Origin of the sequence: Flavobacterium frigidarium DSM 17623, from assembly GCF_000425505.1 — a bacterium.
Taxonomy (GTDB): Bacteria; Bacteroidota; Bacteroidia; order Flavobacteriales; family Flavobacteriaceae; genus Flavobacterium; species Flavobacterium frigidarium.
In genome coordinates this window covers 35,399-48,585 of sequence record NZ_AUDO01000012.1, presented here as the reverse complement: position 1 = coordinate 48,585, position 13,187 = coordinate 35,399, and the positions used below count along the sequence as shown (strand labels likewise).

Annotated in this window: 11 protein-coding genes and 1 tRNA gene; 7 read left to right on the top strand and 5 right to left on the bottom strand. The window is 34.6% G+C overall.

Annotated features, from left to right (window positions below):
• Positions 1-85 precede the first annotated feature (85 nt).
• Both H603_RS0108925 and H603_RS0108920 read left to right on the top strand, forming a co-directional pair.
• Entirely contained in the window at positions 86-1,402 is a 1,317-nt protein-coding gene (locus tag H603_RS0108925) for a hydroxymethylglutaryl-CoA reductase, degradative (RefSeq protein WP_026708264.1), read from the top strand.
• Between the two features lie 92 nt (positions 1,403-1,494).
• Positions 1,495-2,406 carry a GYDIA family GHMP kinase gene (locus H603_RS0108920; RefSeq protein WP_026708263.1) on the top strand — a complete coding sequence of 304 codons (912 nt, stop codon included), beginning with the start codon at positions 1,495-1,497 and terminating at the stop codon, positions 2,404-2,406.
• A gap of 92 nt (positions 2,407-2,498) precedes the next feature.
• Here the strand turns inward: H603_RS0108920 and H603_RS0108915 are convergent, their stop codons facing one another.
• The 5 genes from H603_RS0108915 to H603_RS0108895 all read right to left on the bottom strand — a co-directional run bounded on the left by H603_RS0108915 (position 2,499) and on the right by H603_RS0108895 (position 8,737).
• Complete coding sequence (locus H603_RS0108915; protein ID WP_026708262.1) at positions 2,499-4,595, bottom strand: peptidylprolyl isomerase; 2,097 nt, start codon at positions 4,593-4,595, stop codon at positions 2,499-2,501.
• 107 nt (positions 4,596-4,702) lie between these two features.
• Positions 4,703-5,962: a hemolysin family protein gene (locus H603_RS0108910; protein ID WP_026708261.1), complete on the bottom strand. Its 1,260-nt coding sequence runs from the start codon at positions 5,960-5,962 to the stop codon at positions 4,703-4,705.
• Between the two features lie 210 nt (positions 5,963-6,172).
• Entirely contained in the window at positions 6,173-6,730 is a 558-nt protein-coding gene (gene lptC / locus H603_RS0108905) for an LPS export ABC transporter periplasmic protein LptC (RefSeq protein ID WP_026708260.1), read from the bottom strand.
• Positions 6,731-6,774: 44 nt separating this feature from the next.
• Complete coding sequence (locus H603_RS0108900) at positions 6,775-8,010, bottom strand: membrane protein (protein ID WP_026708259.1); 1,236 nt, start codon at positions 8,008-8,010, stop codon at positions 6,775-6,777.
• Positions 8,003-8,737, bottom strand: coding sequence for a type III pantothenate kinase (locus H603_RS0108895; RefSeq protein ID WP_026708258.1), 735 nt, complete (start codon positions 8,735-8,737; stop codon positions 8,003-8,005). Before H603_RS0108895 ends, H603_RS0108900 begins: the two co-directional genes overlap by 8 nt.
• 100 nt (positions 8,738-8,837) lie before the next feature.
• Between H603_RS0108895 and H603_RS0108890 the strand changes: the two genes are divergently transcribed.
• The 5 genes from H603_RS0108890 to H603_RS0108870 all read left to right on the top strand — a co-directional run bounded on the left by H603_RS0108890 (position 8,838) and on the right by H603_RS0108870 (position 13,143).
• Positions 8,838-8,913, top strand: a tRNA-Phe gene (locus H603_RS0108890).
• A 401-nt stretch (positions 8,914-9,314) separates the two neighbouring features.
• On the top strand, positions 9,315-9,734 hold the full coding sequence (locus tag H603_RS0108885) for a transposase-like zinc-binding domain-containing protein (RefSeq protein WP_026708257.1): 420 nt from the start codon (positions 9,315-9,317) through the stop codon (positions 9,732-9,734).
• 105 nt (positions 9,735-9,839) lie between these two features.
• Positions 9,840-11,078 (top strand): hypothetical protein, encoded by a 1,239-nt coding sequence (locus H603_RS0108880; protein ID WP_026708256.1) that lies wholly within the window; start codon positions 9,840-9,842, stop codon positions 11,076-11,078.
• Between the two features lie 25 nt (positions 11,079-11,103).
• A complete protein-coding gene (locus tag H603_RS0108875) occupies positions 11,104-11,364 on the top strand; it encodes a DUF4212 domain-containing protein (protein ID WP_026708255.1) in 261 nt (86 codons plus the stop codon).
• 27 nt (positions 11,365-11,391) lie between these two features.
• Positions 11,392-13,143 (top strand): sodium:solute symporter family protein, encoded by a 1,752-nt coding sequence (locus H603_RS0108870; protein WP_026708254.1) that lies wholly within the window; start codon positions 11,392-11,394, stop codon positions 13,141-13,143.
• Positions 13,144-13,187 lie beyond the last annotated feature (44 nt).

Below are 13,187 nucleotides of genomic sequence, written 5' to 3'. Positions count from 1 at the left end.
GGTAGGAGCGATAGGGCAATTTTATTCGAATATAAAAGCTGTAAATCAGTATCTTTGTGGCATACTACTTTATAATCTATTGAAAATGAATAACCCTATTGCTGGATTTTCAAAATTATCCAAAGAACAAAAGATAAATTGGATAGCCAAAGAATACTTTTCTTCTCCGAACGATGCCATCGAATTAATAAAAAACTACTGGAATTCTGACGAAAAACTACAAAAGTTACACGATGAATTTATCGAAAATACCATAACAAATTTCTATATTCCACTGGGAGTAGCGCCTAATTTCTTGATTAATGGAAAATACAGCACGATACCTATGGCAATTGAGGAAAGCTCAGTAGTGGCTGCGGCATCAAAATCAGCCAAATTTTGGTCTGAGAGAGGGGGTTTTAAAGCTACAGTTATCGATACTGAAAAAATAGGACAAGTTCATTTTATCTATAAAGGAGACACTTCAAAACTTGAATTGTTTTTTGCCCAAATCAAATCAAAACTTTTCGCTAATACCGAAAGCATGACTAAGAACATGCAAAAAAGAGGTGGCGGAATTTTAGACATTCGATTAAATGACAAAACAAATTTATTAGAAAATTACTTCCAACTTCACGCTACTTTTGAAACTAAAGATAGTATGGGAGCTAATTTTATAAACTCTTGTCTAGAACAATTTGCAAAAACTCTAAAGGACGAAGCACAAAACTACAGCCTATTTTCTGACGAAGAAAAAGACATACAAGTAGTAATGAGTATTTTGTCAAACTACGTTCCTAACTGTATTGTAAGAGCCGAGGTTTCATGCCCAGTTGCCGACCTAAAAGAGAAGAACATAGAAAACCCAGAAGATTTTGCACAGCGATTTGTGCAGGCAGTACAAATAGCCGAAGTAGAACCTTTTAGAGCGGTAACGCATAATAAAGGAATCATGAATGGCGTAGACGCTGTTGTATTAGCAACCGGGAATGACTTTAGAGCCGTCGAAGCCGGAATTCATGCATATGCTGCAAAATCTGGTCAATACACTAGTTTGTCTCATGCAAAAGTAGAAAATGGTATATTTAGTTTTTGGTTGGAAATACCATTAGCTTTAGGAACAGTAGGTGGTTTAACTTCATTGCATCCTTTAGTAAAACTATCTCTAGAAATGCTGGAGAACCCTTCTGCTAAAGAGTTAATGGAGTTTGTAGCCGTTGCAGGTTTAGCACAAAATTTTGCTGCGCTTCGCTCGCTAACAACTACAGGAATACAAGAAGGACATATGAAAATGCACTTGAACAATATTTTAAATCAGTACAACACCACCGATGTGGAACGCTTAGCGACTAGTCGCCACTTTAAAAGCAATACCGTGACGCACAGTGCTGTAGTTGAATTCATAGAAAATTTAAGAAAATAATAAATAAGAGCTAATCACACTATATGTGAAAATAATCTTTAAAAAAGTTGGAATGCAGCTGCAGTAGTGGCTATACAAAACAATAGCACAAAATGAAGAAGACCTTTTATAGTAACGGCAAACTGTTAATAACAGGCGAATACCTTGTTCTCGACGGTGCAAAAGCTTTTGCTTTACCTACTAAATTTGGACAAAACCTTATTGTAGAAGATTGTGAAAGTAACGAGATCATATGGACTAGTTATGATAATGATAAAAGCATATGGTTTAAGGACACTTTTACTTTTACTGAAATTATCAATCAATCCTCTGATGAAAATTCTATTAGAGCTACCTTGTTAAAGATCTTGCAGCAAGCATATTTATCGAATCCCACTTATTTACAAGAAGGAAGAGGATATGCAGTTACTACCTCATTAACATTCCCAAGAGATTGGGGATTAGGCACTTCTTCGACATTGATTAACAACATTGCTCAATGGTTAGAAATAGATGCATTTGAATTACTAAAAACTAGTTTTGGAGGCAGCGGATACGATATCGCCTGTGCTCAAAATAACTCTCCTATAACGTATAAAATAGCACAGGACAAAATTAGTGTAGAGCAAGTATCCTTTGAACCTCATTTTACAAATTGCATTTACTTTGTGTACTTAAATCAAAAGCAAAATAGCAAAACAGCAATTGCTAAATACAAAGAAAATAAGAATAAGATATTCTCTACAGATATTGAAGCTGTCAATAACCTAACTACAGCAGCTTTAACAGCAAGCAATAGCACACAATTTGCGGCAGTGATGCACACTCATGAACGTATCATGAGTCAGCTATTAGAGACAACTACTATACAAGAGGATTTGTTCAGTGATTTCCAAGGTCAAATAAAAAGCTTAGGTGCATGGGGAGGCGATTTTGTTATGGTAATCGCAAATCAAAATCCCAAAGAATATTTTGCTGCAAAAGGTTACAATACCTTTCTAACATTTGCAGAAATGATCTTATAAATTAGTTTCTATTTGATACTTTAAAGCATAAAAAAACTCGATACAATGTATCGAGTTTTTTTTATGAATTAAATAATTACCTATCTTAAATACTAGTAATTAAATTGTTTTCTGTTGTCTTTAATATCAGCATTTTCTTTTAGCGCAGGTAAAACTCTGTTTACATTTACTGCAGATTGGCCTTTTAATGCGGCAATGTATGGAGAATAATCTTTTAAAGCTGCTGCCTTAACTGTATTTGTATTTTTAACAACATACACACCCATATTCCCTTCAATTGTACCAGACATTTTATTAGCTGCTAGAGTAAAGGCAGTACCTACTACTTTTGCTTCTTGCCCAACGCCTGCTAGTAGAGGATTGCTTAAAGTAACATCTGTAGCTTGTTGAACTGTCGACCCTACTTGCTTAGCGATAGCTTCAAGTGAACTTCCTGACATTTTACCTTTAATTATTTCCGCTTTTTTCTTGTTTTTAAGAATAGACTCTACATAAGGTCTCGCTTGTATAACAGAAACTAACCCTGAATCATCAATTGCTTTCACTCTTGCAATAACGTGACCTATGTTTGCAACTTCAAAACGTTTAACTGTTCCTACTTTTGAATCATCTTCGAATGCCCATCTTACGATAGTTCTTTGGTTTCCTAAAGGACCAAAGTTTTCTTGCATTGCGCTAATTGTAACTGGAGTTTCGATTTTTAATCCCATTTCTTTAGCCACTTTTGCAAAATCTTTATCCGCAGATTCCATTTCGAATTTTGTTGCTTGAGTAAAGATCTTATCAGAAGTTGCTTCAGAAGCTTCTACTTTTTGAGCTACAGTTGCTAAACGGATTCCGTCTTGTTTATCTGTAATTTTGATGATATGAAATCCAAAAGGAGTTTCAACTAAACCTACTTTTCCGATACCATTGTTAAAAACGAAATCATTAAAAGGTTTTACCATTTGACCTTGTCCAAAGTAACCTAAATCTCCACCTTGTTGCGCAGATGAATCGTCAGATGTACTGTAAGCCAACATTAAAAAACTATCAGGATTAGAAGTAACTTGAGCTAGAATCTCTTCTGCTTTTTCTTTTGCTTCCTCTTTAGTTCTTTTTGATTTTTGGTTTGGCACTTGCGTTCCTTCATAACTAATTAAGATATGACTCGCTTTTGCGTTTACACCATTCTTTTTACCCAATGACTTAGAAATACAGTAGTATTTACCAAACATGTATGGCCCATAAACTTCTCCTGGAGCCAAGTTGAATAACTTATCAGCATCTACAGCTGGTAAATCTTTCTTAGCAATATAAGTAGAATCATAAGCTACATCAGAATTTGAATTTACAAATTCAGCTACATTCTTAGCAGATTTAAATCCAGACAAAGTATCGTTCTTATTCGTGCTTTGGTTGTAAACCACAGAACCAGACAATAGCTCAGTAATTTTAGCTTTTACCTCAGCAACATCTTCAGTAGATGGTTTGTCTTCGATTAAAACATACTCGATTTCGCGAGACTCGTCAGCTTTGAATTTTTTATCGTTTTTCTTGATATAATCAGCGATTTCACTATCAGAAATCTTTACATCACTATCTTTTACTGTTGAATATAAACCAGAAACGTAAGCAAAACTAACTTTGTTTGACTCCATTTCATATTGCAATTTACCTTCACTTTTAGTTGTGTAAACAGCTGCTTTAATCATTGTATTGTAGATTTGGAACTTTGCATTAAGTTCAGCATCTTTTTCTCTATCCTTTAAAAATTGTGCTTGAGCAGGATTTGCTTTGAAATAATCTTTGAATTTATTTAAATCAAATACTCCAGCACCGTTTAAGAACATTGGGTTTTGACCAATACTTTGATCTGCTTTTAAAACATCTAAAATATGTTTTTCACCAACTCTTAAACCCAGTTTATCAAATTCTGCAGTTAATAAAGCTACTGAAACTTCTTGATCCCAAACTCTATTTGCTGCAGCAGTAGAAGAAATACCTTCCCCACTTTTTTCAACGTTGCTTACTTTAAGTCTGAAATCCTCAAACGAAATTCCATTTCCATTGATACTTCCTACGTCTTTAGATGTACTGTCGAAACTACCGCTTTTGAATAAATCGCCGATAATAAATGCGAATAAACCTAATGCAATAACTGCAATCATTAAAGCGGAACGTTGTCTAATTTTTGATAAAACTGCCATTTTTATTGTTGTTATTTTTATATTCAGTTTGCGAAAATACAATTATCTAATTAATAATAATACTAGTAACGTTTTATTTTACAAAAAAAACCTTTTTATAAAATAAATCACTCTTTTACTGTTAATTTTACTAATTCTATTTTCTTGTTTGTTGCCTCTTGTATCTCAAAATGGTAGCTTCCTACCGTGATTTCCTCTCCTATTTGCGGAATCTCATTTGTGAAATCAACAATAAATCCTCCTAGTGTTCCATACGAATCACTCTCAGGAATATTTAATTTGTAGTTTTGATTCAAGTATTCTACATCAAATCGAGCCGAGAATAAGTAAACCCCCTCTTCTATTTGACTCTCAATTAACTCTTCTTCTGAATCATGTTCGTCTTCGATCTCACCAAACAGTTCTTCGACTATATCCTCAATTGTAATAATTCCTGAAGTTCCTCCGTATTCATCTAATACAACAGCAACGCTTTTACGCTTTTTTGTCAACAAACCCATAACATCTTTAATAAAAATGGTCTCAGGAACAAATTCTACTGGAATTATTATCGATTTTATCGTTTTTGGTTTTTTAAACAAATCAAAAGAGTGCACATACCCTAGGATGTCATCAAAAGAATTTTGATAGATTAGAATCTTAGAATAACCCGTTTCAATAAATAACGTTTTTAAATCTTCGATCGATTCAAATAAATCCATTGCAACAATCTCTGTGCGCGGACTCATGATGTCTCTAGCTTTTACACTAGAAAAGTCAAGTGCATTTTGAAACATTTGAATTTCAGAATCCACTTCGTCATCATCCTCTACTGAACTCATTTGCTCAGTAATATAATCACCTAGCTCTCCTTTGCTAAAAAATAATTGCACCTGATCCCCATCTGTCTTGAAAAATTTCTTCAAAACAAAATCAGAAACCCAAATAAAGAATGTAGAAATAAAGTAAAACAGTTGGTAAAAAAAATAGGCCGGGATTGCAAATACTTTTATTAATGTATTAGCATAAATCTGGAAGAATACTTTTGGCAGAAACTCTGCTGTCATTAAAACTAGTAAAGTAGAAAGAGCCGTTTGAATCAGTAAATTAGATAAACTTGAAAAATGAAAAGATAAGGATTCGATCCAGTTCATTAACAGTTCCCCCATGAAGAAACCGTAAACAACTAGTGCAATATTGTTACCAATTAGCATCGCCGCTATGAATTTAGAAGGCTTTTCAGTAAGTTTTGTCAGTATTCTAGATAGGAAATTGTCCTGCTTCTTTTCTATTTCGAGATAAATCCTATTAGATGAAATAAAAGCGATTTCCATCCCAGAAAAGAAAGCACTTAGTATTAAGCATAGTATAATAATACTAGTTTCCATAAATTAGGAGTTATTTTTACGATTGGCCATCTTCTTGGCAAAATGCATCCTAAAAAAGAACATAAATAAAGCCACAGCTCCTATTAACAAAGATAATATAGGCGTTGCTTGCGGATCATTCCATTTTTCGATACTATCGTAAAAAAAGTAAAGGGAAAATATTAAATATAAATACGGGGTATATTTCATGTAACTCATAATGTTCGTGTTTTATTTCTCTGATGATTCAAATTCACCAGTAATTTTTTGCGACTTAACTACTTTAAAATCTCTACTAAAGTCAATACCTTGACCATTAGAAACTCCTTTAGTATCTGTAAATTTAAATCTTTTTTCGGTAAAAAACCATTCGTTTTTTTGATCGTAGTAAAGCTGCTCCGTTTCTAACAACTGTCCTTTTTCTGTACTTATGCGCACTTTTCCCTGCAAATCAATAATTCCGGTTTGCTTGTAGGAAACAGCATAATTAGATGTTACATGGGTTTTTTGAGCTTTATCGTCATAAAAAGTAACGTCGATACCCTTAGGGAATTCAGTAAAAGGAAAAGCCACACTAATATAATCTAGCATTTTCGGACTAATTAAAATCACTTTTATGAGGCCTGAATCTGTATATTTTAAGTTCACCTTATCGGCATCACCACCAGGAGTAAACTCCGTGAAATTGATTTTTTGAACTTCCTTAAAATTACTTTCACACCCAAAAAACAGAATCACAGCAAGAGCTGTGACCAGTTGTTTTATTCTATATTTTGTAAATAGTATCATCTATCATTGTCGACTAAGAGGTCTGCAAATGTAAGGTTTTAATATTAATCGAATTTTCTTTTTTGGAACCATTTATCATTAAACGAAAATCCAACACTTATATTAATATAATCTTGTTGTACTAATCCACCTTTTGTACTTCCTCTTTGCCCAATTTCCAAACCTAAATTAAGATTAGAATAAGTCCCTGGCAAAGGCAATCCCATACCTAAAGTGATTGCTTTATCATCTATTGACTCAGAATTAACAACTAAACCAGTTTTTTCAAATCGAATACCTCCACGGTAAACAATGCGCTTAAAATAACTAGTAAAAGAGTTGTAATTAGGAATATAATACCCCCCGACACTCGCTGTAGCATAACGACCGTAACCTACATTAGCTGCACTGTTGTATTCATTAGCCTCTCCAGGATTCTCTTGATAAGCCAATTTTGCTCCTACTAACCATTTTCTCGCTTCCCCTACTCCAGCACTCATAGTAATTTTGCTAGGATAAGACAGCTTTTTAGAACTCTCTTGAAGTTCGAAAGTATCTATGCTTGAAATATCAAAAAATGTAGAAACACTTCTAATATTAGTTGATGTTAAACTATTCTCTAATGAATAATACAAACTTCCGTAAGCATTTAATTTCTTACCAATCTTGTGTTCGTACATGGCTCCAAAGTTAAAGTTAACACCAGATAAATCGGCTCTATTTAACTCAGTAGTACCATAAGGAACATCGTTAATTGCTGCAATACTAGTTGCTTCAATACGACCAAAATTATAATTAATATCAGCTCCAATACTCAACCCTTTAGCAACTGTATATCCTAAACCAATAAATGCTTTATTCAAACCTCCTGAACCACTGTACTCTGTATTCACTCCTTCAATCTCAATAGAAGTACTTCTGATTCTATATCCTACAGAAGAATACGGAATTAAACCAAAACCAAGACCGAATTTACCTAACGGCAAACCTACAGCAAGGTAATCGATTGTAGTTCTATTAGCGCTTTCACTTGTAGTACTATTTTTTAAAGTATTTGAGCTCTGCGTCCCACCTATTGTAAATGTAGTCAACTTTAAACCTGCATAACTCGCTGGATTCTCTAAGTTTATATGAATGCTGTCTTTTTCAAGACCAATCCCTGCCATAGCACGATTTTCGACCGTTCCTTTGAACCTAACTTCTCCAATACCATAAAATGAATAAGGCGATGCGGAACCTTGTTGAGCGAAGGTAGCCAGTGACAAAAGCAAAAAACTGCTGATAAGAATTTTTTTAATCATTTTTGATTTTATATTGAAATGTTTGGCTCAAACTCTCTAATAGAAAATTTGAATTGGCAAATATGGTATTTTTTAATCGTTTAGCCAAAAAATCTGTATCACCACCCGTTAAAATTATTATAATTTTTTTGTCTAATGCCGCATATTCATCTATAAAACCATTTATTTCATAGACCAATCCGTTCACCACACCTGAATGAATCGCAGCAGTAGTTTGATCTCCAATAAAATTTTGAGGCATCGATAATTGCAGTAAAGGCAACTTTGAAGTAAAATTATGCAATGCTTCATAGCGCAATCTCAATCCTGGTGAAATAGCTCCACCTAAATAATTATCATTTGAGTCTACAAAGTCATAGGTCACACAAGTTCCCGCATCAATTATTAATCTATTCGTTTTAGGAAATCGCAAAGTAGCCCCTGCAGCCAAAACCATTCGATCAATACCTAAAGTTTTGGGTGTTGCATATTTATTTATAAAAGGAAATGCAGAATCAGAGGTGATGTAATGGATATTAATAGTATTGACCACATTTGAAAGCGCCTCAAAATCTATATCTGCCACTGTTGCAACAACAATATCTTGGATTGCAGGAAATTTTTCGATAATTTTTAAAATATTTTCAGTAAAATTCTCCTTATCGAATAGGATTTTTTCCAGCAACTTATCTCCTTCAAAGACAGCCCCTTTGATTCTAGTATTCCCCACGTCAATTGTTAATATCATAACGGTCTAAATCTTTTTTGCAAAGGTACGAATAGATTTTTTTTTTAAAATGTATTGCACAAACAAAAAAACATACTATATTTGCCCTCGCAATAAGCACGGTACCTTAGCTCAGATGGTAGAGCAATGGACTGAAAATCCATGTGTCCCTGGTTCGATCCCTGGAGGTACCACCAAAACCCAAACAGCAATGTTTGGGTTTTTTGTTTTATAACAAATCCAGAAAATTATGTGCGTCAGTGGTTCTTCCATTACTTCGCAATTATAGGCACCACCAAAACCCAAGGAGCACTGTTTGAGTTCTCTATTATGTAATAAAACCAAATATGCATTGTCGCCGCTTTTCTGACAACGAGGACTACTCAATTCTCTTATTGAAGGATCAATCTACTATTCTCAAAAACTTTACAGATTGAAGCTTGAAACTACAGCTTTAAAGGAGATAAAACACACTTTACTAACAATTACTCAACAAAACAACTGAATAATTATTCTTATTGTAATTTTATTTTAAATAAATTATTAAATTCTCTTTTCATAATTGCTAATTTGATATATTTATGCAAAATACATATATATGGAGATTTTAGCCTGTCCAAAATGTCAAGGAGATCATATTATTAAAAGCGGTGTCATCAACAACAAACAAAGGTATCTATGTAAAAAATGCCATTACTTTTTTACTGTTAACAAAATTGGAAAAAAAATAGATGAGTATTATGTAACTAAGGCTTTACAGCTCTATTTAGAGGGTTTGAGTTATCGTGAAATCGAACGCATTATTGGCGTGTCACATGTCACAATAAGCAATTGGGTAAAATCTTTTAATATCAAGAAACCGTCACATGGAAACTACCATCCTACTTATAAAATATTCAATCACTTAGAGCTAGTTGAGTATATTAAGAACAAAGAATTACTCTCTGGTGCAGGAATGATCATTACCGAATTAGGTGATAAATTCATGCTTATTAAATGGGAAAGGTTCAAGGACTAACTATACTACTTTACAATTTAATATATCGTTATTTTTTATATTAACAAAAATTTAGAATTTGGTACAACTAAAACGAAAACTATTTCGAACCAAATTAAATTTAATATGAAAAAAGTTTATTCAATTGCGATACTCTTATTGCTCTCCATCAAAGGATTCTCACAAGGCTCACCAGATTATGGCTCTGGAATGAAATTTAATTTAAATGATGATGGTTCAAAATATCTTCGAGTGCTGTCATGGGGACAAGTTTGGGGACAATACAACTCTGACCGTCCACTAGATCCGAATGGTAACGAACAAGCAGATCTAGATTTCAGCGTGAGACGCGCAAGAGTATTGTTATATGCTCAGATTAATAAGGACTTTATGATTGTAACTCATTTTGGACTGAACAGCCTCAACACTTCAAACCTTACTCCTACGGGTAAAGGAGAGAGCTCTCAATTATTTATGCACGACGCTTACGTTCAATACAGTTTGGGATCAAAAAATGCAGTTGGAGCCGGACTTCATTATTGGAACGGAATATCCCGTTTAAACAATCAAAGTACATTAAATTTATTAACCTTAGATAATCAACGTCAAGCGTGGGCAACACTAGGGCTGTCTGATCAGTTTGCAAGACACATAGGTGCTTTTGCAAAAGGGTCGTTTGGAAAATTACAATACCGCATTGCAATAAATGGTGCTGCTACAAATAATCTTGAAGGTGTTAATGCACCTGTGAATGGTGGCGCTGCTATTTATAGCGGAGCACGATTACTAGGAACTAAGGAAGCTGGTCGCACTTATGCTGGTTATTTCGAATACGAGATTTTTGATTCAGAAAGTAATTTACTTCCTTACAAAGTGGGAACTTATCTGGGGACAAAAAAAGTTTTTAATATTGGAGCGGGATTCTTCTCTCACCCTAATGGATCAGTGATCGCTGACCTAGCCGGAAATCTATCTGGCCAAGATGTGACCATCTTAGGACTTGATGCATTTTACGACACCCCTATCGGACAAAAAAATGCCGCAATCACTGCTTATGCCCTTTATCAAAATTCTGACTACGGAAAAAACTATACTTTAGGAACTACCTACGAAACCGGTTCTATGCTACATGGACACTTGGGATATGTTCTACCTGGTAAATCTAAAACGCGTTTCCAACCTTATGTTTCTTATGACCATAGGGAAATTGATGCTATAAACGATAACGCCTCACAAATAGGCATTGGTGCTAACGCATTTTTTAGCGGTCACAATTCTAAGCTTACATTAGAATATCAATCTTTAAAGTATGCTACAAACAAAGCGGTAAATACAGTGACTTTACAAGCCATGATTTATCTATAATCTATCTACTTAAAACTATTTTATTATGAATTCAGATCAAGACAAAGCCACAGCCTATTGGAAAGAGAACCTTAGGTATCTCCTCATTTTATTAAGTATTTGGTTCGCCGTTTCCTATGGAGCAGGAATTTTATTCAAAGAGTCTTTAGACGCAATCAAATTAGGTGGTTTTCCACTGGGATTTTGGTTTGCACAACAAGGTTCCATTTATGTGTTTGTAATACTCATTTTTGTCTATGTGCGACTAATGAACAAGCTGGATAAAAAGTACGGTTACGACGAATAATTTCTAATCAATAAAAAACACACTATCATGGATTTACAAACTTGGACCTATATAATTGTTGGAATTACCTTCGCCTTATATATCGGAATTGCAATCTGGTCGCGTGCTGGATCAACTAAAGAATTTTATGTAGCTGGTGGTGAAATATCACCTTTGGCAAACGGGATGGCGACAGCTGCCGACTGGATGAGTGCTGCCTCATTTATTTCTATGGCTGGAATCATTTCCTTTGATGGATATGATGGAGCAGTCTACCTGATGGGATGGACTGGTGGATACGTTTTACTCGCTTTGCTACTTGCACCCTACTTAAGGAAATTCGGAAAATTTACTGTTCCAGATTTTATTGGAGAACGTTATTATTCTAACAGCGCGAGAACAGTCGCAATTGTCTGTGCCTTAGTTGTTTCATTTACATATGTAGCTGGACAAATGCGTGGTGTGGGATTGGTATTTTCGAAATTTTTAGAAGTCGACATTAATACTGGGGTTATAATAGGAATGGTCATTGTCCTTTTCTATGCGACACTTGGAGGAATGAAAGGAATCACCTATACTCAAGTTGCACAATATTGTGTTTTAATATTCGCTTTTATGGTTCCCGCTATTTTTATTTCGATACAAATGACTGGAAATCCTATTCCACAATTAGGAATGGGAGGAAAAATAACGGGATCAGACACTTACTTGTTAGATAAACTAAATAGTTTATCAACAGAGCTTGGTTTTGCTACTTATACTAATGGAACAAAATCAATGATTGATGTGTTTGCAATCACACTTGCCTTGATGGTAGGAACAGCAGGTTTACCGCACGTGATTGTTCGTTTTTTCACTGTAAAAAGAGTAAAAGACGCAAGAAAATCAGCAGGATACGCACTAGTATTAATTGCTATTTTATATACAACTGCTCCTGCGATTGCTGTATTTGCAAAAACTAATTTGATTGAAACCGTAAACGGAAAAGAATATGCATCGATGCCAGCGTGGTTTACTAAATGGGAAACTACGGGATTACTAACATTTGAAGATAAAAATGGTGATGGAAAAATTCAATATTATAACGACAAATCTAGCGATGTTGCTTTTATAGCCGCACAAGAATCCAAAGGAAATAAAGGGAGCGAACTAACAATTGACAAAGACATTATGGTTCTCGCAAATCCTGAGATTGCAAACTTACCTAATTGGGTAATTGCACTTGTTGCAGCGGGAGCTTTGGCAGCTGCTTTATCTACTGCTGCAGGGTTGTTATTAGTAATTTCAGCATCAGTATCACATGATATTATTAAAAAAATGATCAACCCTAACATCTCTGAAAAAGGAGAATTATGGGCGGCTCGTGCTGCTGCCGCAGTAGCGGTTATTATTGCAGGATATTTTGGAATTAATCCTCCCGGATTTGTAGCTGCTGTCGTTGCACTTGCTTTTGGTTTAGCAGCCGCATCATTATTTCCAGCGATTATCTTAGGGATTTTTGACAAAAAAATGAACAAAGAAGGAGCAATTGCAGGAATGGTAACCGGTTTATTACTGATGCTATTTTACATGTTAAAATTTAAATTTGGATTATTCGATGGTGGAAAAGATGCTGTCGCTGAATTGAAGTCAGCTTGGTGGTTTGGCATATCGCCAGAAGGTTTTGGAACTGTAGCAATGGTAGTCAACTTTGTAGTTGCTTTTATTGTAAAAAGTTTTACTGCTGCACCGCCGCTTCATGTGCAAGAAATTGTAGAAAATATTAGAATCCCTTCTGGAGCAGGAGAAGCAACACATTAATAATTATTTTATTTTAGATACAATCTCTGCACCATCATGTAGAG